Raw genomic sequence first — 21239 nt, 5'->3', positions numbered from 1 at the left:
ATATCTGTAATGCAGATTGTCTACAGTTAACATACAGCGATGTTCTGACAAACCACACATTTTTAAAAGGAGGGACGACATATTTTTTACAACGCATGTTGAATAAGGGGGATAAAAATGAGGAAAAAAACGAAAAACAGACTCATCAGCTCTGTTTTAAGTACGGTTGTCATTGGTTCACTGCTATTTCCGGGTGCAGCCGGAGCAAGCAGCAAAGATGCCTCAACTTCTGTTAAACAGGAGCTTCAATCTGCTGAAACCATTCAGAACAAGATCTCAAGTTCATTAAAGAAAAGCTTTAAAAAGAAAGAAAAAATGACCTTTCTGATTAAATTTAAAGATCAAGCCGACACAGAAAAAGCGGCAAAAGCAGCTGCTAAAAAAGCGAAAGCGAAGAATCTGACTGCCGCTAAGACAGAATATCAAAAGCGCTCTGCCGTTGTGTCATCTTTAAAAGTCACAGCCGATGAATCCCAGAGTGACGTCTTAACATACTTGAACAGCCAGAAAAATAAGGGGAATGCAGACCAGATTCACTCTTATTATATCGTGAATGGGATCGCTGTCCATGCCTCAAAAGAGGTGATGGAAAAAGTGGCGCAGTTCCCTGAAGTGGAAAAGGTGCTTCCAAATGAGAAACGGCAGCTGTTTAAGTCAGCCTCACCATTTCATATGAAAAAAACGCAAAAAGCTGTCAAAGCAACTGACGGTGTGGAGTGGAATATAAACCAAATCGATGCCCCGAAAGCTTGGGCACTTGGATACGATGGAACTGGCACAGTTGTTGCGTCCATTGATACCGGTGTGGAATGGAACCATCCGGCGTTAAAAGAGAAATATCGCGGATATGATCCGGCAAATCCTGATAAGCCTAATCATGAAATGAACTGGTACGATGCAGTAGCAGGGGAAGAAAGCCCTTACGATGATCTGGCTCACGGAACCCACGTAACAGGTACGATGGTGGGAGCTGAACAGGATGGGAAAAATCAAATCGGTGTAGCGCCTGGCGCAAAATGGATTGCGGTTAAAGCGTTCTCCGAAGATGGCGGCACTGATGCTGACATTTTGAAGGCTGGCGAATGGGTTTTAGCTCCAAAGGACGCAGAGGGCAAACCACATCCTGAGATGGCTCCTGATGTTGTCAATAACTCCTGGGGCGGGGGATCAGGACTCGATGAATGGTACAGAGACATGGTCAATGCCTGGCGTGCGGCCGATATTTTTCCTGAGTTTTCAGCGGGGAATACGGATCTCTTTATTCCGGGCGGACCTGGTTCTATCGCAAATCCTGCCAACTATCCGGAGTCGTTTGCAACTGGAGCGACTGATATCAATAAAAAGCTCGCTGACTTTTCCCTTCAAGGACCCTCTCCATATGATGAAATAAAGCCGGAAATTTCTGCACCGGGCGTCAATATCCGCTCTTCCGTTCCCGGTCAGACATATGAGGACGGATGGGACGGCACATCAATGGCAGGTCCGCACGTATCCGCTGTTGCCGCACTGCTGAAACAGGCGGATGCCTCACTTTCTGTTGATGAGATGGAAGATATATTAACCAGTACAGCTGAACCGCTGACGGATTCTACATTTCCTGATTCACCGAATAACGGATACGGCCATGGTTTGGTGAACGCTTTTGATGCTGTATCCGCTGTTACAGACGGATTAGGAAAAGCAGAAGGACAAGTTTCTGTTGAGGGCAATGATCAAGAGCCCCCTGTCTATCAGCACGAGAAGGTAACAGAAGCCTATGAAGGCGCGAACCTGCCGCTGACATTGACAGCTGAGGATAATGTAAGTGTGACATCAGTAAAGCTGTCCTATAAGCTGGATCAAGGTGAATGGACACAAGTAACGGCTAAACGAGTCAGCGGTGATCACTTGAAAGGAACGTATCAGGCAGAGATCTCAAACATAAAAGGGGCTGCACTAAGCTATAAGTGGATGATTCAGGATTTTGGCGGCCATGTCGTTGAGTCTGACACATACGATGTAACAGTGAAACCAAGCATCACAGTGGGATATAAGCAGGATTTTGAAGCTGCCCCCGGCGGCTGGATAACGAGCGGAACCAATAATAACTGGGAATGGGGAGTTCCGTCTTCAGGCCCAAATAAAGCGGCATCAGGAGAAAAAGTGTACGGAACAAACCTGGCGGGAAACTATTCCAGTTCAGCAAACATGAATCTCATCATGCCTCCTGTTAAAGTGCCGGATTCAGGAAATCTGTTTTTGCAATTTAAGAGCTGGCACAATTTAGAGGAAGATTTTGATTACGGCTATGTTTTTGTTCTTCCGGAAGGTGAAAAGAATTGGGAGCAGGCTGGTGTCTATAATGGAAAGACAGCAAGCTGGACGGAAGAAGAAATTGATTTAACTGCTTATAAAGGCCAGAACATTCAAGTGATGTTCAACCTTCAATCTGATGAAAGCATTGAAAAGGAAGGCTGGTACATTGATGATGTGGTGCTTTCTGACAAATCGTCCGGAAAAACAGCCAAAAAGAATAAGCTGGGTGTTGAAAAGCCGTCTGGAAAGCAAAAGAAAAAAGCAGTGAATCCGAAAGAAGCTAAGCCATCTCAACATACAGCTGTAAAAACCGAGGGTAAAGATATACAGCCTCAAGTTTTGCCGCTGAGAGCACAAGTCAGTGTAGTAGAAACAGGAAAATCAACATATTCGGATCAATCTACAGGGCAGTACAAGCTGATGCACAAAGCCGGAGACTATACACTGATGGCAGAAGCGTACGGCTATCAATCAAAAACACAAAAAGTTTCTCTGCAAGCAGATCAGACGACACAAGCTCATTTTACGTTAGAAGAAATGAAGAAGGGTACATTAAAAGGCATGGTCATTAATAAAACGACAGGTGAGCCGGTAAAAGGTGCCTCCGTTTATGTGGTGGAGGATGCTGCGGTTGAACCGGCTACAACAAACGACAAAGGTGAATATACGCTTGAGGCCTATGAAGGCGCTTATACGATTAAAATCGCTGCACCGGGTTATTACAGCGATGAATTTTCCGTTGATTTAAAAGGTGATGTGACTAAAGAAACTGTACTGAAGCCTTTCGTCGGTTATCCTGGTGAGATAGCATATGATGATGGAACGGCGGAGAATGCCAATTCCTATTTTGCGGCCGGTAACGGATGGGCGGTCAAAATGACGCTGGCTGACGGCAAGGACAAAGGTATGCTTACAGGAGGGCTGTTCAGATTCTGGGATTCGGAGTTCCCTGATCCCGGCGGCACGGAGTTTAAGGTTGAGGTATATGATGCTACAGGAGAAGATGGCGCACCAGGCAAAAAAATTGCCGGGCCATTTGACGCTGAAGCCCTTCGCAATGGTGAATGGACAAAGGTAGATCTCAGTTCAAAAGGGATTATGGTCGATAAAGACTTTTATCTCGTGTATATCCAGTCCAAACCTGATCCATATTCACCTGGACTGGCATTGGATGAAAACGGTAAGAACTCCGGCCGCAACTGGCAGTATATAGGCGGCCAATGGCAGCCAGGTGACAAAGCTGACGGCAACTATATGATTCGCGCCTTAGTTGATTATGAAGCTGCTGTACCTGAAATTACTTCACCGGCGGACAAATCATACACAAATAAAGAGAATGTTACGGTAAAAGGAAAAGCCTCTCCTGGCACAACGGTACACCTTTATAATGGAAAGAAAGAAGCAGGAGAAACGAAAGCTGCTGAGGATGGCACGTTCCAGGCAGACATATCACTCAGCAAGGGTGAAAATGAGCTGACGGCCGCTGCATCAACAGACAACGGGACTACGGATGCCTCCAGTCCAATCACAGTCACGCTTGATCAAGACAAACCTGAAGTGACGCTGGACAATCCAAAGGATGGCGAAAAAACAAATAAAGAAACACTGACTGTCAAAGGGTCTGTATCAGATAAACACCTGAAAGAAGTCAAGGTGAACGGCAAAAAAGCGACAGTTACAGATGGTTCATACTCAGCCCGTATTCTCTTGGAGAACGGAACCAATGAAGTCAAGGTGACTGCCTCTGACTTAGCCGGCAACAAAACGACGAAAAAGGCTGTCATTGACGTTAACTTTGACCAGCCCGTCATTTCCGGCTTGATTCCTGGGGAGGACAAAACCTTAAAAGCCGGTGAATCTGTGAAAATCGCTTTCTCAAGCGCTGAAGATTTGGATGCAACATTTGTCATTCGCCTGCCGCTGACAAATGCAAGAGCGAATGTGCAAAACGCCACCGAGCTCCCGCTGAGAGAAGTGTCTCCAGGGAGATATGAAGGCTATTGGACAGCCACATCTTCTATTAATGCAAACGGAGCAAAAGTAGAAGTGATTGCACGTGATGCTTATGGAAATGAAACGAGAAAAACAGCGAATGGAAAACTTTATATCAATACTAAAAAGTAAGTATGAAAAAGCTGCCGCCACAGGCAGCTTTTTTATATATACTCTCATTTATTTCCTCGACAAATTAAGCAGATATCCCTTAAAAATTGTAGTTATCTCTCAACATTAATTGACAGACTTTCCCACAGAGCTTGCTTTATACTTATGAAATAAGAAGAGGAACAGCGTGACGCGAGAAAGAAGGGAGTCAGATGTGAAAATCTATTTAGATGTCATTTGGCTGTTAAACTTTTGTTTTGATGCACTTTTGCTTTTGCTCACGGCATTTATTTTAAAACGGCATGTGAAAAAAAGAAGACTGATAGGCGGAGCGTTCATCGGTTCCAGTATTGTCCTTTTGATGTTTACTCCTTTTTCGCCGATCGTTGAACACCCGGCAGGCAAGCTGGCTTTTTCAGTTGTTATTGTGATGGTGACATTTGGCTTTAAGAGATTCCGTTATTTCTTTCAAAATTTGTTTTCCTTTTATTTTGCCACTTTTTTAATGGGGGGAGGAATGATTGGAGCCCATTCTTTGCTGCAGTCAAATTCGATCGTGCGCAATGGTGTTATGATGACGAATCAAACCGGATTTGGAGACCCAATCAGCTGGTTGTTTATTGTTGCTGGCTTCCCGGCGTTATGGTTTTTTTCTAAAAGAAGAATTGATGATATTGAAACAAAAAACATTCAATATGAAGAACGAGTCAGCGTACAGGCGGATTTGGGGGGCCAAACACTTCATGTCAGAGGGCTGATTGATTCCGGTAATCAGCTGTACGATCCTCTCACAAAAACGCCGGTTATGATTATTTACATTGATAAGCTGGAGCCGATATTCGGAGCAGCCGAAACGATGATCATCAAAAACACAGATCCATTGGAAGCCATCCAACAGCTCGATGATTCGTTTCGCTTTTTAGATAAAATGAGGCTGATTCCGTACAGGGGAGTAGGTCAGCAAAATCAATTTTTATTATGCATAAAACCGGATCACGTAACGATTATGACAAAAGAAGAAATGATTTCTGCAGATAAATGTTTAATTGGCATCAGCGCAACAAAGCTATCGGCAGATGGAGAATTTGATGCGATTATTCATCCGAAAATGCTTTCGGGCAAGGCCATCAAACACGTTTCATAAAGTTCGCAAATGTCCGTTACTTATCATACTCAAACGGCGTGACATTTAGAAGGGAGAGGAAGATGAAAAAACTGAAATTGCGATTGACGCACCTCTGGTATAAGCTGCTGATGAAACTGGGGCTGAAAAGTGATGAAGTTTATTACATAGGCGGGAGTGAAGCCCTGCCGCCGCCATTATCTAAGGATGAGGAGCAGGTACTGTTAGCGAAGCTCCCAAACGGCGATCAGGCGGCTCGCGCCATTTTGATTGAACGCAATCTGCGTCTGGTTGTTTATATCGCCCGTAAATTTGAAAATACGGGAATCAATATAGAGGATTTAATCAGCATCGGCACCATCGGATTAATCAAAGCTGTAAATACGTTCAATCCAGAAAAGAAAATCAAGCTGGCGACCTATGCCTCCCGCTGTATAGAAAACGAAATCCTGATGTATTTAAGGAGAAACAACAAAATACGCTCAGAGGTTTCCTTTGATGAGCCGCTAAATATTGATTGGGACGGAAATGAGCTTTTGCTTTCTGATGTGCTCGGCACTGACGACGACATTATCACAAAGGACATAGAAGCTAACGTAGATAAAAAGCTTTTGAAAAAAGCGCTTGAACAGCTCAATGAAAGAGAAAAGCAAATCATGGAGCTGCGGTTTGGGCTAGTCGGCGAAGAAGAAAAAACCCAAAAGGATGTAGCAGATATGATGGGAATTTCTCAATCCTATATTTCGCGTTTGGAAAAAAGAATTATAAAAAGATTGAGAAAAGAGTTCAACAAAATGGTGTAAAAATTTTTATGGTTAGAACCCCTTTATTTTACAGGGATTTCCCAATTTCGATTATTTTTCGGTCTGAGTGCAGTGCATATTTTTCCCACCCGAGGAGATACTTAACGTTGTACAGCAGCTCCTGTAGGGAGGGAAAAAAGTGTCGAGAAATAAAGTCGAAATCTGCGGGGTTGATACCTCCAAGTTACCAGTACTCAAGAATGAAGAGATGAGAAGGCTGTTTCGGCAGCTGCAGGATGAAGGTGATGATTCAGCAAGAGAAAAGCTTGTAAACGGGAACTTGCGTCTTGTCTTAAGTGTCATTCAAAGATTTAATAACAGAGGAGAGTATGTTGATGACTTATTTCAGGTCGGCTGTATCGGACTAATGAAATCCATTGATAATTTTGATCTAAGCCACAATGTGAAGTTTTCAACATACGCTGTACCTATGATTATCGGCGAGATCCGCAGGTATTTACGCGATAATAACCCGATCCGCGTCTCAAGATCGCTCCGGGATATCGCTTACAAGGCACTTCAGGTCAGAGAGCGGTTAATTAGTGAGACAAGCAAGGAGCCGACTGCCGAAGACATCGCAAAAGTTCTTGAAGTACCGCATGAGGAAATCGTATTTGCGCTTGATGCCATCCAGGATCCGGTCTCTTTATTTGAACCGATCTATAACGACGGCGGAGACCCGATTTATGTGATGGACCAAATCAGCGATGAGCGCAATAAAGATTCACAATGGATTGAAGAGCTTGCTTTAAAAGAGGGCATGAGAAGGCTGAACGAGAGGGAAAAAATGATTTTGAGAAAGCGATTCTTCCAAGGGAAAACTCAAATGGAAGTAGCCGAAGAAATCGGCATTTCCCAAGCGCAAGTGTCCAGGCTTGAAAAAGCGGCTATCAAACAAATGAATAAGAACATTCATCAATAATGAGAAGCCTTTAAAACAATTTTGTTTTAAAGGCTTTTCTATTGATTTCGGGCGGTTTACGTTTTGGGAAAAATGAGGTATCCTAGTCCATACAGAGTTTTAAGAAAATTAAAACAATTACAAAAGGAGTAACTCAAGATGATTTTGCAGCTAGACAATGTCTCACTAAAACGAAATGGAAAATGGATATTAAAGGATATTGATTGGGAGGTGAAAGAAAAGGAAAATTGGGTGCTTTACGGGCTGAATGGCGCTGGAAAAACAGCACTGTTAAATATGCTTTGTTCTTATTATTTTCCAACAGCAGGCGAGATGCAGGTGCTTGGCCATGAATTTGGCAAAACGGAGCTTGGGGAGAAACTCAGACGGAAAATCGGCCTCGTCTCTGCGGCTCTTCAGCAAAAATTTTATCCCACAGACTCAGCATTTGAAATTGCTTTGAGCGGAGCTTACGCTTCGATAGGATTATATGAAACACCAAGTGCGGAAACGAGGGAAAAAGCGATTGGTTTGTTAGAGGACTTGGGAGCGATTGAATACGCCGACCGCCGCTATGAAACCCTGTCTCAAGGAGAAAAACAAAGAGCTTTGATCGCAAGAGCGCTAATGGCTGATCCAGAGCTTCTGATACTTGACGAACCAGTCACAGGTTTGGACTTTATTGCCCGGGAAAAATTGTTAGATACGATTACATACATTGCAAACAAAGAAAATGCGCCATCGATCCTTTATGTGACACATCATGCGGAAGAAATTTTGCCGGTCTTTGACAAAGCCCTTTTGCTAAAACAGGGAGAGGTCTTTAGATCAGGGGAAATAAAGGAAATGCTTACTGATCACATACTTTCCGCTTTTTTTGATACGGCAATCCATGTATTATGGAACCGGGATCGGCCGTTTTTAACAAGAGCCGAGCCGATAAATGCCTGACAAACACATATCGATTCATCCTAGGGGTGCTTTGCGAAGCTGAGAGAGACATTGTCTCAACCCTTATGACCTGATCTGGATCATGCCAGCGGAGGGAAGCGGTGAAAAGCAGAGTACAAAGGACTCTGTTTGTTTTGATTAAGCCGTTTCACAACATGTGAAACGGCTTTTTATTTTTAGAAATAGGAGCGGATTCGATTGGATCAACAAATAGACTCTTTGCTCAAAAAAGTGGAAGAACAAAAGGAGGAGCTTATTCAGCTGGCTAAAACGCTGATTTCTTATCAAACACCTGCTCCTCCTGCAAGAAATACAGAGGGGATTCAGTCATGGATTTCGGGATTTTTAAATAAATTAGGATTCTTGATCGACAAATGGGATGTGTACCCTGGAGATCCCAATGTTGTAGGCCACCTAAAGGGAACTGGCTCAGCAGATTATCATAGCCTGATCATCAATGGTCACGTAGATGTGGCAGAGGTAAAAGAGGATGAAGAATGGGAGCATGACCCGTTCCATCCAATTGAAAAAAACGGTCTCTTAATCGGGCGAGGCGCTTCTGATATGAAAGGCGGGATGGCGTGTGTGCTGTTTGCTGTCAAACTGATTCGTGAAGCTGGCATTGAACTTCCCGGTGATCTGATTCTGCAATCGGTTATCGGGGAGGAAGTTGGAGAAGCCGGCACGCTTGAATGCTGCAAGAGGGGCTACAACGCTGATTTTGCAATTGTCGCGGATACGAGCGATATGCATATTCAAGGCCAAGGCGGTGTCATTACAGGATGGATTGAAATCAAAAGTAGTCAAACATTTCATGATGGAACGAGACGGAATATGATTCATGCAGGCGGAGGAACATTCGGAGCAAGCGCAATTGAAAAAATGGCGAAAATCATTGCGGGCCTCGGTGAACTTGAACGCCACTGGTCCATTATGAAAAGTTATCCCGGCTTTACACCGGGCACAAATACAATTAACCCGGCTGTTATAGAAGGCGGCAGACATGCGGCTTTTATAGCGGATGAATGCCGGCTGTGGATCACAGTCCATTTTTATCCGAATGAAACCCATGACCAAGTGGCTGCGGAAATAGAAGATTACATCAATCGGCTGAGTGACAGTGACATTTGGCTTAGGGAAAACCGCCCTGTCTTCAGGTGGGGAGGCTCCTCTATAATTGAAGACAGGGGAGAAATTTTTCCGTCACTGGAAGTTGATCATGGCTACCCGGGCGTCTTAGCGCTTACTGCCTCCCATGAGAAAGTGAAACGGGAGTGTCCAATTATTGACGTTTCTCAATCGGTTACAGATGGCGGATGGCTGTATGATGCCGGTATTCCATGCGTCATATACGGCCCTGGCGATCTGCACAATGCACACTCCGTGAACGAGAAGGTAGCGATTGAGCACCTGGTAGAGTATACAAAAATCATACTCGATTTTATCATCAGCTGGTGCAGCAGTAAAAAAGAACAGCGGCCATGAAAATTTCTTCTTGCTGACAAGGTTCAGCCTGCCCGTTCATATACTTGAACAAAAGGACGGGAAAGGGACGTGATGGAATGATCAGCATTTCAGAATTTCAGGTGAAAGATGTCGTCAATGTCTCAAACGGAAAAAAGCTGGGGAGTATTGGTGATATTGATATCAATGTGACCACTGGCAAAATTCAGGCGATCATACTAGGGGGAAATGGGAAAATTCTCGGATTTTTTGGAAAAGAAGAGGAATTGGTCATTCCATGGCGAAATATAGTAAAAATCGGGGAAGATGTCATCTTGGTCCGATTAAATGAACCGCATACATAACCTGCTTGTTTGCTGTCGATTGGAAATTGCCGGAAGTCTCGATTCTTCCGGCACATTTCATTTTAGAAATATGTAAATCGGCGCTCAACGAATGCAGAAAGATGTGGTAAAATAAGTGGGAAATTTCGCTTTTTTAAATGTTTGTCGAAAGGTTGGATCATCATGAATACATATCACCCATTCAGTCTTACCACACCCTCGACACTCATGATACAAGACTGGACAAAAACGAATCAAAACAATAGGGAAGTCATTGCCGGATTTACGACGAAAAACGGCGGTGTCAGCCAAAAGCCTTTTGAATCGTTAAATACAGGATTGCACGTTCATGACAAAGATGCAGATGTAGTTAAAAATCGCGAATATATTGCCGATATGTTTAATATTGATTTGCAGTCTTGGGTATTTGCTGATCAGACACATGATAACCGCGTTCAGAAAGTGACGCAGAGGGATAGTGGAAAAGGCGCACGTGAGTATCACACGGCTCTAAAAGCAACGGACGGGCTTTACACAAATGAAAAAAATGTGTTTTTGGCATTATGCTTTGCTGATTGTGTGCCTCTTTTCTTTTATGATCCGGTTAAATCGCTTGTCGGGGTCGCCCATGCCGGGTGGAAAGGCACCGTCAAACAGATTGGCAGAGAAATGGTGAAGCAATGGACTGAGAAGGAAGGGTCAAATCTCTCAGATATTCATGCAGTTATTGGGCCGTCTATCAGCGGGGCATGCTATACAGTAGACGACCGTGTCATGGATGCTGTCCGGGCATTGCCGATTTCAGCAGACCGTGCCGTGAATCAGACGGGACAGGCACAATATCAGCTTGATCTGAAAGAGCTGAACCGGCTTATACTGATCAATAGCGGTTTGGCAAATGAACAGATTTCTGTCAGCGGTTTATGCACGGAAAGTGAGCCGTCTCTTTTCTATTCTCACCGCCGCGATCAGGGGAAAACTGGACGGATGATGTCCTTTATCGGAATGAAGGAGGCATAAAAGATCGTGCGTGTTGCTGATCAATTACGACATATAAACGAGCGAATAAACGAAGCATGTAACAGATCGGGCCGCAGCTCCGATGAAGTTACGGTTATAGCAGTCACAAAATATGTATCGCCTGAAAGAGCACAGGAGGCAGTGGATGCGGGCATCACCTGCCTTGGAGAGAACAGGGATGCGGAACTGCTCCGCAAACAGGAAATAATCAAAGGGAATCCGGAATGGCATTTTATCGGCAGTCTGCAATCAAGAAAAGCAAAAGCTGTCGTCCATTCTGTTTCCTATATCCATTCCTTAGACCGGCTCTCATTAGCGAAAGAAATTGAAAAACGTGCTGAAGGTACTGTCCGATGCTTTGTGCAGGTCAATACCTCGCTTGAACCTTCTAAGCACGGCATGAAAAAAGAAGAAGTCATTCCATTCATACAGGAGCTTTCCGGCTTCAAACACATCGTTGTGGCCGGACTGATGACAATGGCTCCGCTGACTGATGATCAAGGTCAGATCAGAAGCTGTTTCCGGGCGCTGAGAGAGCTCCGCGATCAGGTTCAGGAGCTGAAACAGCCAAACGCTCCATGTACTGAACTGTCGATGGGCATGTCAAATGATTTTGAAATTGCAATTGAAGAAGGGGCTACTTATATTAGGATCGGCTCATCGTTAGTCGGAAATGAAACAGGGGGTGTACAGCAATGAGTATGAAAAATAAACTGAAAAACTTTTTCTCAATGGATGATGAAGAATACGAATATGAATATATTGAGACAGAGCGGGAGTCTCATGAAGAGCAGGAGCAAAAAGAAAAGCCGGCTTATACCGCAAACAAACCTGCGGGCAAACAGAATGTAGTGAGCTTGCAAAGTGTTCAGAAATCCTCTAAAGTGGTGTTGAGTGAGCCGCGCGTGTATGCGGAGGCGCAGGAAATAGCCGACCATTTGAAGAATCGGCGGGCAGTTGTCGTCAATCTTCAGCGGATACAGCATGACCAGGCTAAGCGGATTGTTGACTTTTTAAGCGGAACCGTTTATGCCATCGGCGGCGATATTCAAAGAATCGGCTCAGATATTTTTCTCTGCACGCCTGACAACGTAGATGTATCAGGCACAATTTCTGAGCTCATATCTGAAGACGAACATCAGAGGTGGTAAAGCGAGATGATCCTTTATCAAGTTTTTTCAGTTTTAAGCTTATTAATCACAATATACTCATTTGCCCTGATTATATATATTTTTATGTCATGGGTGCCGAGTACAAGGGAAACAGCAGTCGGGCGTTTTTTAGCTTCGATTTGTGAACCATATCTCGAACCATTTAGAAAAATCATCCCTCCGATCGCAATGCTGGATATTTCACCGATTGTAGCCATTCTTGTGCTTCGGTTTGCGACAACCGGCTTGTGGGGGCTCTATCGCATGATTGCGTTTTAATGTGACAGTTTGATAGGGGGCTTGGCAGTAGCCAAGCCTCTTTACATAGAAGGGAAAGACGATGAGCGATATCTATCAGCATTTCAGAAAAGACGAGCGGGCCTTTGTTGATCAGGCGCTCGAATGGAAAAGTATTGTCCAGGAGCAGTACAGGATGAAGCTGACCGACTTTTTAGACCCCCGAGAGCAGGTCATCCTCTCTGCTGTTACGGGACAGGCCGATGTCGGGCTTGCTTTTTCCGGCGGCTATGACAGAGCGGAGCGAAAACGGGCGATTCTCTATCCGGAGTACATGACGCCGGAAGAGGCGCATTTTGAACTGCAGGCTTTTCACGTCCGCTATGCAGAAAAGTTTGTCTCAGTAGATCACCGTTCTCTGCTTGGTGCATTAATGGGCATAGGCTTAAAGCGGCAAAAGTTTGGTGATATTGTGTTTTCTGAGACAGCAGTGCAATTGATTGTCTCAGCCGATACCGCTGATTTTGTGGCTGCGCAGCTGACCCAAGCAGGCAAAGCGGCGGTCAGCTTAGAGAAAATTGACTTGTCAGACCTTAACATTCCGGCAGTTGATGTCGAAATAAGGGATGACACGGTTTCTTCTTTGAGGCTTGACGCCGTCTGCGCCTCTATGAGCAGGCAATCCCGCCAGAAATCGCAGACGCTCGTAAAAAACGGGCTCGTAAAAGTGAACTGGAAGGTAGTTGAAGATCCTTCCTATATGGTGGCAGAAGGGGACATGCTGTCTATCAGAGGTTTTGGCCGCTGCAGCTTAACAAAAATCGAAGGAAAAACCAAAAAAGACAAATGGAGAGTGACGTTTGAACGACAAAAATAGTCGGTTTTTCAGTTTTTTTCTCCATCTGTGCGAAATTTGTTTTATAATGTGAACTAGATAACCGTACTGAAATGTAAAAATGGAGGTGGCATCATGCCATTAACGCCAAATGATATTCACAACAAGACGTTTACAAAAAGTTTTCGCGGATATGATGAAGATGAAGTAAATGAATTCCTAGCGCAAGTCAGAAAAGATTACGAAATTGTTCTCCGTAAGAAAACTGAGCTTGAAGCGAAAGTCAATGAACTTGATGAAAGAATCGGACACTTTGCCAACATTGAGGAAACGTTGAATAAATCAATTTTAGTTGCCCAAGAAGCGGCTGAAGACGTAAAACGCAATTCTCAAAAAGAAGCAAAGCTGATCGTTCGGGAAGCGGAGAAAAATGCTGATCGCATTATCAACGAGTCTTTATCAAAATCCAGAAAAATCGCTATGGAAATTGAAGAGCTGAAAAAACAGTCTAAAGTTTTCAGAACACGTTTCCAAATGCTGATTGAAGCGCAGCTTGATCTTCTGAAAAATGACGATTGGGATCATCTGCTTGAGTATGAAGTCGACGCAGTATTTGAGGAAAAGGAATAAATTCTCTGATTATCTTGACATTTTCTTAGCTTGTCGAATATAATACGTTCATAAATTCAGATGAAAAAACGGTTGAAAGGGACAGTCATGTTTCATTCAGGCCTTCATAGCGACCCGGAGATGGTGAAAGTCCGGGATGGCCGGAATCATGTAGATCAGCCCTTAAGTTTCCTTTCTGAACTCACAGTAGGTTAGGACGTTCATCACGTTACGATGCTCGAGAGGAAAAAGCGTATGGTGGCTTTTTCTAAAAGGGTGGTACCGCGAGATAAGCTTTCTCGTCCCTTATGGGATGAGAGGGCTTTTTTTATTTTCTGAAAAAATGCAGTGGAGGAATGAAAATGGATTTTAAAGATACGCTCTTAATGCCGAAAACAGATTTCCCGATGCGGGGAAATTTGCCAAACCGTGAGCCTGACATCCAAAAGAAATGGGAGGAAGAGGAGATCTACCGTCTTGTGCAGGAACGGACGAAAGACCGCCCGAAATTTGTTTTACATGATGGACCTCCGTATGCAAACGGTGATATCCATATGGGTCACGCGCTTAACAAAATTTTGAAGGATTTCATTGTCCGCTACAAATCAATGAGCGGCTACAATGCGCCGTATGTACCAGGCTGGGATACACATGGATTGCCGATTGAAACGGCTCTCACAAAAAATAAAAAAGTCAACCGCAAAGAAATGTCAGTAGCGGAATTCCGCAAACTGTGCGAAGAGTACGCTTGGAAGCAAATCGAGGGACAGCGTGAGCAGTTTAAACGCCTTGGTGTCCGCGGTGATTGGGAAAACCCGTATGTGACTTTAAAACCGGAATACGAAGCGCAGCAAATTCGCGTATTTGGTGAGATGGCAAAACGAGGCTACATTTATAAAGGCCTTAAACCAGTCAACTGGTCACCTTCAAGTGAGTCTGCTTTGGCTGAAGCCGAAATCGAATATCAAGATAAACGTTCAGCATCTATTTACGTTGCTTTCGGTGTGAAAGACGGAAAAGGCGTTCTGGAAAACGGCGAGCGTATCATCATTTGGACAACAACGCCGTGGACAATTCCGGCGAACCTCGGAATTTCAGTGCATCCTGATCTTGAGTACAGTGTGATTGCAGTGGGTGAAGACCGCTTTGTCGTAGCCAGTGCTTTAGTCGAAAATGTTGCGGCTGCATGCGGATTTGATCAATATGAAGTGACAAGAACGATCAAAGGGAAAGACCTTGAGAATATTGTCGCTGAACACCCGCTCTATGGCAGAGACTCTCTCGTTATGCTTGGTGAACACGTAACAACTGATGCCGGTACAGGCTGCGTTCATACAGCCCCGGGACATGGGGAAGACGACTTTATCATCGGCCAAAAATACGGTTTAGACGTGCTTTGTCCTGTTGATGCAAAAGGTGTTATGACAAGCGAAGCGCCCGGCTTTGAAGGCATGTTTTATGATGATGCGAACAAAGCGATCACACAGCAGCTTGATGAAAAAGGCGCGCTTGTAAAACTTGAATTCATTACTCACTCTTACCCGCACGATTGGAGAACGAAGAAACCAACCATTTTCAGAGCGACAGCTCAATGGTTTGCGTCTATTAAAGATTTTAGATCAGATCTCCTGAATGCCATTAAAGAAACCAAATGGGTTCCTGAATGGGGCGAGCAGCGTTTGCACAACATGGTGCGTGACCGCGGAGACTGGTGTATTTCCAGACAGCGCGCATGGGGTGTTCCGATTCCGGTATTTTATGCTGAAAACGGAGAACCGATTATTACAGATGAAACCATTGAACATGTTTCTGAATTATTCAGACAGCACGGATCAAACATTTGGTTTGAAAAAGAAGCGAAAGATCTTCTTCCGGAAGGCTTTACGCACCCTGGAAGCCCGAACGGCACATTTACAAAAGAACAGGACATCATGGATGTGTGGTTCGATTCGGGATCTTCCCACCAAGCCGTGCTTGAAGAACGTGAAGATCTCGTTCGCCCGGCTGATTTATATCTAGAAGGGTCAGACCAATACCGCGGCTGGTTCAACTCATCTCTTTCTACAGGAGTAGCCGTGACAGGGAAAGCGCCGTATAAAGGCGTGCTCAGCCATGGATTTGCACTGGATGGAGAAGGGCGCAAGATGAGTAAATCAATCGGTAACGTCGTTGTTCCAGCTAAAGTCATGAAACAGCTTGGCGCCGACATCTTGAGATTATGGGTGTCTTCAGTTGATTACCAGGCGGACGTTCGTGTGTCTGACGCGATTTTGAAACAGGTTGCTGAAGTATACCGTAAAATCCGCAACACGTTCCGTTTCCTTCATGGCAACCTATTCGATTTTGATCCAAAAACGAATGCGGTGGTTGTCGAAGATCTTCGTGAAGTGGATCAGTATATGCTGATTAAGCTGAACAAACTGATTGAAAAAGTGAAAAAAGCGTACGATGAGTACGAATTTGCGGTTGTGTATCACAGCATCCATAATTTCTGCACAATCGAATTGAGCTCATTCTATCTTGATTTCGCAAAAGATATTGTGTACATCGAGCATGCCGATCATCCGGATAGACGCAGCATGCAAACCGTATTCTACGAGACGCTTCTCGCATTAGTGAAGCTGTCAGCGCCTATCCTTCCGCATACGGCTGACGAGCTATGGACTCATTTAACATTTGTAGAAGAGCAGAGCGTACAGCTGACAGACATGCCGGAAACAACTAAGGTTCCAAACAGCGAAGCGACTGAAGAGAAGTTTGACCGCTTTATGGCTATTCGTAATGATGTGCTAAAAGCGTTAGAAACTGCGCGGAATGAAAAAATCATTGGTAAATCATTGGAAGCGAACCTGAAATTGTATCCGAACAAAGAAAACCAAGAGCTCTTGGCTTCCATTAAAGAAAATCTTTCTCAGCTGTTTATTGTTTCTGAACTGACAATCGGCGAGGAAAATGAAGCGCCGAATGATGCGCAAAGCTTTGCGACAGGCAAAATCATTGTCGAAAAAGCAGAAGGCGAAATGTGTGAGAGATCGCGTGTGATTTCAAAAGATGTGGGTGCAAATCCGAAATACCCTACACTTTCGCTGCGAAACGCTGAAATCGTTGAAAAATACTATCAATAATAAAGGAAAAGGGCCCGGCGGAAAAAGCCGGGCTTTTTTCGTGCCAAGAGTGACATCGTTTAGAACGGCAGGAAAAATCTTATGGGCTTTAGATCATCATTCACAGGCAACAATATAGGTACTACGTTAAGAGCAGGAGTTGTGATGAATGAATGATCAACTGACCGCAATTTATACGGAACTTCTTCTAATGAAAGAAGAACTACAGTCGAGATTATTTGAGTATTCTTGCTTTCAAGTTTCAACAAGCCCGCAAGCCGCAATCAATCATAAACAAAAAGCAACTCTGATCTATCACATTAAAGAAGAGCTTCAAGATGTTCTCCTGGCATTGTCCAAAATCGAAAACGGCACATTTGGATACTGTGAAGAAACCGGGGATGCCATTCCTCTCTCAAAGCTGGCGGTGCTGCCGACTGCCCGAACAGCAAATGATTTTGTTTATTCTGTCCAATTTGAAAAAAAAACGCTTCCGCTGTGGAAATCGACGGATCTCGAATATGGTCAGGCACTGTATGAATAACAGTGTCTGGCCGGCTAATATGCCTGATATATCTTTACTCCGGGGCTTTTTATTGATAAAATGCATAATGGATTAAAGTAACCGTAAACTGGAGGAACGTTTGTGCTGTATTATGTGATCGCACTACTTATTATTGCAGCTGATCAATTGACAAAATGGCTTGTCGTTAAGAACATGGAGCTTGGCCAAAGCATTCCGATCATTGATCAGGTATTCTATATCACCTCCCATCGCAATACGGGTGCTGCATGGGGGATATTAGCCGGTCAGATGTGGTTTTTCTACCTCATTACAACCGCGGTTATTATTGGCATTGTTTATTACATACAGCGTTATACAAAAGGACAAAGGCTTCTTGGCGTTGCCCTCGGACTTATGCTTGGCGGTGCCATCGGCAACTTTATCGATCGGGCTGTCAGACAGGAAGTTGTTGACTTTATCCACGTGATGATTGTGGATTACAATTACCCGATTTTTAACATCGCGGACTCTTCACTATGTGTCGGCGTCATGCTTTTATTTATACAAATGCTGTTGGACAGCGGGAAAAAGAAAAAGGAGCAATAGCATGAATCAATTTGATATAACCGCTTCAGAAGAACAAAAAAGTGAGCGGATTGATAAATTTCTGGCATCGGCCGAAAATGATTGGTCGAGAACCCAGGTGCAGCAATGGGTGAAAGACGGACAAGTTGTCGTAAACGGAAATCCTGTAAAAGCGAATTATAAAATTCAGCCGGGTGATCAGGTGACCGTCACTGTGCCTGAGCCGGAAGCGCTCGACGTATTGGCAGAACCGATGGATCTGGATATTTACTATGAAGATCAGGATGTGCTGGTCGTCAATAAACCTCGCGGAATGGTTGTGCACCCGGCTCCCGGGCATCTTACCGGCACACTTGTAAACGGCCTTATGGCTCATTGTACGGATCTATCTGGAATTAATGGCGTGATGCGTCCGGGAATCGTTCACAGAATCGATAAGGACACGTCCGGCTTATTAATGGTGGCGAAAAATGATATGGCGCATGAGTCACTCGTAAACCAATTGGTCCACAAAACGGTTACGCGGAAATATACGGCGGTTGTCCACGGGCTTATTTCTCACGATGACGGCACAATTGATGCGCCGATCGGACGGGACAAGAAAGATCGTCAAAGCATGACTGTCACGCGTGATGGCAAAAACGCCGTCACTCATTTTCATGTGCTTGAGCGTTTTCAAGATTTTACGTTGGTGGAATGCCAGCTTGAAACAGGAAGAACCCATCAAATCCGTGTGCATATGAAATATATCGGATTTCCATTAGCGGGTGATCCAAAATATGGTCCAAGAAAAACGATCGATTTTAACGGACAGGCACTTCACGCCGGAATTTTAGGCTTTGATCACCCTCGCACCGGTGAGTATGTCGAATTCGAAGCGCCGCTTCCGAAGGATATGGCAGAATTAATCGAAAACCTCAGGAAAAACGGTTGACAGACTGTTCCTTTTCTGAAATAATAAACGAAGCTGAATAGATTCTTTAAAACAGTCCAGAGAGGCTGAGAAGGATAACGGATAGACGGGATGCGTGTATGTGCACGCACCTTGTCCTAAAACCCCTCTATGCTCTGACAGGAGGGTTTTTTCTTCTATATGAACTGTGAGGTGTCACACATTGAATCAAAAAGCTGTCATTCTCGACGAACAGGCAATCAGACGGGCGCTGACCAGAATTGCCCACGAAATGATTGAACGCAATAAAGGAATGAATAATTGCATCCTTGTCGGCATCAAGACAAGAGGGATTTACTTGGCCAAACGCCTTGCGGAACGAATCGAACAGATTGAAGGAAACCCTGTAACAGTTGGTGAAATCGATATTACTCTTTATAGAGACGATCTTTCCAAAAAAACGAGCAATGAAGAACCGCTTGTGAAAGGTGCAGATATTCCGGTAGACATCACAGATCAAAAAGTCATTCTCGTTGACGATGTCTTGTTCACCGGAAGAACGGTCAGAGCGGGTATGGATGCGCTTGTTGATGTAGGTAGACCTTCCTCCATTCAGCTGGCTGTGCTTGTTGACAGAGGACACCGGGAGCTGCCGATCCGAGCGGATTATATTGGGAAAAACATCCCGACATCAAAAGCTGAAAAGGTTATGGTTCAGCTTGATGAGGTGGATCAAAACGATCTCGTCGCCATTTATGAAAATGAATAATAGATCACCTTTTTAAAGGCAATCCAGAGAGGTTGCAAAGAGGTGCACAACGAAGATCCAGCCCCGAAAGAATTCGGCAGGTCTTTGTATGCCTCTTTGCGTAAAAACAGCAAAGAGGTTTTTTTATGCAGTCATTGAGTCATCCTAATATAAAAGTTCACAATCAGGGGGAAAATCATCATGAGTAAGAAAAAAGTAAATTTAGGAGTCAGAGATGTCCCGACACCTTTCTCTTGGGTTTCATTCAGCCTGCAGCATTTGTTTGCCATGTTTGGTTCAACAATTTTAGTTCCGAAGCTGGTCGGAATGAGTCCTGCTGTAGCATTGGTCACAAGCGGCATCGGGACACTTGCTTACCTTCTGATTACGAGAGGGCAAATTCCGGCGTATCTCGGTTCATCCTTCGCCTTTATTTCTCCGATCATACTTGTAAAAGCGACCGGCGGGCCGGGAGCGGCAATGATTGGAGCGTTTCTGGCAGGATTAGTGTACGGGCTGATTGCCTTATTGATCAGGCAGCTTGGAACAGGATGGCTGATGAAGATTCTCCCGCCTGTAGTTGTAGGACCTGTTATTATCGTCATCGGGCTGGGACTGGCAAGCACTGCGGTAAATATGGCGATGTACGCTGATCCGAATGCGAGTGAATTGGTCTACAGCTTAAAGCACTTCAGTGTCGCAGGGGTTACGCTGGCCATCACGATTATTTGCGCGATTTTCTTGCGGGGGTTTCTAAGCCTGATCCCGGTTTTGATCGGAATTATCGGCGGATACCTGTTCGCCCTTACTCAAGGGATTGTCAACTTTCAGCCGGTGCTTGACGCGAAATGGTTTGCAGTGCCTGAATTTGTCATCCCGTTCAAAGACTATTCACCAACAGTAACACTCGGCATCGCAGCGGCAATGGTACCCGTCGCGTTTGTGACAATGTCAGAGCATATCGGCCACCAAATGGTGCTGAGCAAAGTTGTCGGACAAGATTTCATTAAAAAGCCGGGGCTTCACCGCTCCATTATGGGTGACAGCGTGGCGACAATCCTTGCTTCCCTGATCGGCGGCCCTCCGACGACAACTTACGGGGAAAACATTGGCGTGCTGGCCATCACAAGAGTATTCAGCGTCTTTGTTATCGGCGGCGCAGCGGTGATTGCCCTTTGCTTCGGCTTTATCGGCAAAATCTCAGCCCTGATCAGTTCAGTGCCGTCAGCGGTCATGGGAGGCGTCTCCTTCCTGCTGTTTGGAATCATCGCTTCGAGCGGTCTGAGAATGCTGATTGACAACAAAATTGATTATGAAAACAACAGAAACCTCATCATTACATCGGTCATCCTGGTGATCGGTGTAGGAGGCGCTTTTATCCAAGTGTCTCAAGGAGGATTCCAAGTGTCAGGAATGGCGCTTGCCGCAATTGTCGGTGTCATCTTAAACCTGATTCTTCCGCAGGCGAAGGAGGAGCAGGAGCAGGCTGACACATCTGAACAACATCATATCTAAAACCTTTTAATGAAAGTCCAGAGAGGCTTGGAAGGGTTATGAAGAGAAGGAAGCTTCAATGCTGCCCTCTATTTA

19 protein-coding genes, 1 riboswitch and 1 other annotated feature are annotated in these 21239 nt (G+C 44.6%); all 19 genes read left to right on the top strand.

Annotated elements, in window-relative coordinates; translation table 11 throughout:
* Positions 1 to 117 precede the first annotated feature (117 nt).
* The 19 genes from V756_RS0119450 to pyrP all read left to right on the top strand — a co-directional run bounded on the left by V756_RS0119450 (position 118) and on the right by pyrP (position 21164).
* Complete coding sequence (locus V756_RS0119450; protein ID WP_024716136.1) at positions 118 to 4419, top strand: S8 family peptidase; 4302 nt, start codon at positions 118 to 120, stop codon at positions 4417 to 4419.
* Positions 4420 to 4612: 193 nt separating this feature from the next.
* Positions 4613 to 5542 carry a sigma-E processing peptidase SpoIIGA gene (gene spoIIGA / locus V756_RS0119445; protein ID WP_024716135.1) on the top strand — a complete coding sequence of 310 codons (930 nt, stop codon included), beginning with the start codon at positions 4613 to 4615 and terminating at the stop codon, positions 5540 to 5542.
* A 62-nt stretch (positions 5543 to 5604) separates the two neighbouring features.
* Positions 5605 to 6324 carry an RNA polymerase sporulation sigma factor SigE gene (gene sigE, locus V756_RS0119440; protein WP_024716134.1) on the top strand — a complete coding sequence of 240 codons (720 nt, stop codon included), beginning with the start codon at positions 5605 to 5607 and terminating at the stop codon, positions 6322 to 6324.
* 139 nt (positions 6325 to 6463) lie between these two features.
* Complete coding sequence (sigG, locus tag V756_RS0119435; protein WP_024716133.1) at positions 6464 to 7246, top strand: RNA polymerase sporulation sigma factor SigG; 783 nt, start codon at positions 6464 to 6466, stop codon at positions 7244 to 7246.
* A gap of 138 nt (positions 7247 to 7384) precedes the next feature.
* Positions 7385 to 8176 carry an ABC transporter ATP-binding protein gene (locus V756_RS0119430; protein WP_024716132.1) on the top strand — a complete coding sequence of 264 codons (792 nt, stop codon included), beginning with the start codon at positions 7385 to 7387 and terminating at the stop codon, positions 8174 to 8176.
* A gap of 12 nt (positions 8177 to 8188) precedes the next feature.
* A riboswitch (TPP riboswitch) is annotated at positions 8189 to 8290 on the top strand.
* Positions 8291 to 8374: 84 nt separating this feature from the next.
* Entirely contained in the window at positions 8375 to 9661 is a 1287-nt protein-coding gene (gene ylmB, locus V756_RS0119425) for an N-formyl-4-amino-5-aminomethyl-2-methylpyrimidine deformylase (RefSeq protein WP_024716131.1), read from the top strand.
* A gap of 77 nt (positions 9662 to 9738) precedes the next feature.
* Positions 9739 to 9984: a YlmC/YmxH family sporulation protein gene (locus tag V756_RS0119420; RefSeq protein WP_024716130.1), complete on the top strand. Its 246-nt coding sequence runs from the start codon at positions 9739 to 9741 to the stop codon at positions 9982 to 9984.
* A 162-nt stretch (positions 9985 to 10146) separates the two neighbouring features.
* Entirely contained in the window at positions 10147 to 10983 is an 837-nt protein-coding gene (gene pgeF / locus V756_RS0119415; protein WP_024716129.1) for a peptidoglycan editing factor PgeF, read from the top strand.
* Between the two features lie 6 nt (positions 10984 to 10989).
* Positions 10990 to 11682, top strand: a complete 693-nt coding sequence (locus V756_RS0119410) for a YggS family pyridoxal phosphate-dependent enzyme (RefSeq protein ID WP_024716128.1) — start codon at positions 10990 to 10992, stop codon at positions 11680 to 11682.
* On the top strand, positions 11679 to 12134 hold the full coding sequence (gene sepF, locus V756_RS0119405) for a cell division protein SepF (protein WP_024716127.1): 456 nt from the start codon (positions 11679 to 11681) through the stop codon (positions 12132 to 12134). Before V756_RS0119410 ends, sepF begins: the two co-directional genes overlap by 4 nt.
* 6 nt (positions 12135 to 12140) lie before the next feature.
* Positions 12141 to 12413, top strand: a complete 273-nt coding sequence (locus V756_RS0119400) for a YggT family protein (protein WP_003221463.1) — start codon at positions 12141 to 12143, stop codon at positions 12411 to 12413.
* A gap of 61 nt (positions 12414 to 12474) precedes the next feature.
* Complete coding sequence (locus V756_RS0119395; RefSeq protein WP_024716126.1) at positions 12475 to 13248, top strand: YlmH family RNA-binding protein; 774 nt, start codon at positions 12475 to 12477, stop codon at positions 13246 to 13248.
* Positions 13249 to 13341: 93 nt separating this feature from the next.
* Positions 13342 to 13836 carry a septum site-determining protein DivIVA gene (divIVA, locus tag V756_RS0119390; RefSeq protein ID WP_003221468.1) on the top strand — a complete coding sequence of 165 codons (495 nt, stop codon included), beginning with the start codon at positions 13342 to 13344 and terminating at the stop codon, positions 13834 to 13836.
* 62 nt (positions 13837 to 13898) lie between these two features.
* Positions 13899 to 14125 (top strand) — a binding site (T-box leader).
* Between the two features lie 52 nt (positions 14126 to 14177).
* The gene (ileS, locus tag V756_RS0119385) at positions 14178 to 16940 is read left to right on the top strand and encodes an isoleucine--tRNA ligase (RefSeq protein ID WP_024716125.1); all 2763 of its coding nucleotides are present in this window, start codon (positions 14178 to 14180) and stop codon (positions 16938 to 16940) included.
* Positions 16941 to 17088: 148 nt separating this feature from the next.
* Complete coding sequence (ylyA, locus tag V756_RS0119380) at positions 17089 to 17463, top strand: sporulation-related RNA polymerase-binding protein YlyA (protein WP_024716124.1); 375 nt, start codon at positions 17089 to 17091, stop codon at positions 17461 to 17463.
* Positions 17464 to 17565: 102 nt separating this feature from the next.
* Positions 17566 to 18030: a signal peptidase II gene (lspA, locus tag V756_RS0119375; protein WP_024716123.1), complete on the top strand. Its 465-nt coding sequence runs from the start codon at positions 17566 to 17568 to the stop codon at positions 18028 to 18030.
* Position 18031: 1 nt separating this feature from the next.
* Positions 18032 to 18943 carry an RluA family pseudouridine synthase gene (locus V756_RS0119370; RefSeq protein ID WP_024716122.1) on the top strand — a complete coding sequence of 304 codons (912 nt, stop codon included), beginning with the start codon at positions 18032 to 18034 and terminating at the stop codon, positions 18941 to 18943.
* A 181-nt stretch (positions 18944 to 19124) separates the two neighbouring features.
* Positions 19125 to 19670: a bifunctional pyrimidine operon transcriptional regulator/uracil phosphoribosyltransferase gene (gene pyrR / locus V756_RS0119365; RefSeq protein WP_024716121.1), complete on the top strand. Its 546-nt coding sequence runs from the start codon at positions 19125 to 19127 to the stop codon at positions 19668 to 19670.
* 180 nt (positions 19671 to 19850) lie between these two features.
* Positions 19851 to 21164 (top strand): uracil permease PyrP, encoded by a 1314-nt coding sequence (gene pyrP, locus V756_RS0119360; protein WP_024716120.1) that lies wholly within the window; start codon positions 19851 to 19853, stop codon positions 21162 to 21164.
* The last annotated feature ends 75 nt before the right edge of the window (positions 21165 to 21239 follow it).

The sequence above is a fragment of the Bacillus tequilensis KCTC 13622 genome (assembly GCF_000507145.1).
Taxonomy (GTDB): Bacteria; Bacillota; Bacilli; order Bacillales; family Bacillaceae; genus Bacillus; species Bacillus tequilensis.
The sequence above is the reverse complement of the archived record's forward strand: the minus strand, read 5'-3'. Positions and strand labels throughout refer to the sequence as shown.

Coding starts and splice junctions, on each gene's coding strand:
- V756_RS0119400 (WP_003221463.1), top strand. CDS start 12,141: ATGATCCTTTATCAAGTTTTTTCAGTTTTAAGCTTATTAATCACAATA.
- ylyA (WP_024716124.1), top strand. CDS start 17,089: ATGAATGATCAACTGACCGCAATTTATACGGAACTTCTTCTAATGAAA.
- V756_RS0119450 (WP_024716136.1), top strand. CDS start 118: ATGAGGAAAAAAACGAAAAACAGACTCATCAGCTCTGTTTTAAGTACG.
- V756_RS0119395 (WP_024716126.1), top strand. CDS start 12,475: ATGAGCGATATCTATCAGCATTTCAGAAAAGACGAGCGGGCCTTTGTT.
- pgeF (WP_024716129.1), top strand. CDS start 10,147: ATGAATACATATCACCCATTCAGTCTTACCACACCCTCGACACTCATG.
- sepF (WP_024716127.1), top strand. CDS start 11,679: ATGAGTATGAAAAATAAACTGAAAAACTTTTTCTCAATGGATGATGAA.
- V756_RS0119430 (WP_024716132.1), top strand. CDS start 7,385: ATGATTTTGCAGCTAGACAATGTCTCACTAAAACGAAATGGAAAATGG.
- V756_RS0119370 (WP_024716122.1), top strand. CDS start 18,032: ATGAATCAATTTGATATAACCGCTTCAGAAGAACAAAAAAGTGAGCGG.
- divIVA (WP_003221468.1), top strand. CDS start 13,342: ATGCCATTAACGCCAAATGATATTCACAACAAGACGTTTACAAAAAGT.
- V756_RS0119420 (WP_024716130.1), top strand. CDS start 9,739: ATGATCAGCATTTCAGAATTTCAGGTGAAAGATGTCGTCAATGTCTCA.
- sigE (WP_024716134.1), top strand. CDS start 5,605: ATGAAAAAACTGAAATTGCGATTGACGCACCTCTGGTATAAGCTGCTG.
- pyrP (WP_024716120.1), top strand. CDS start 19,851: ATGAGTAAGAAAAAAGTAAATTTAGGAGTCAGAGATGTCCCGACACCT.
- ileS (WP_024716125.1), top strand. CDS start 14,178: ATGGATTTTAAAGATACGCTCTTAATGCCGAAAACAGATTTCCCGATG.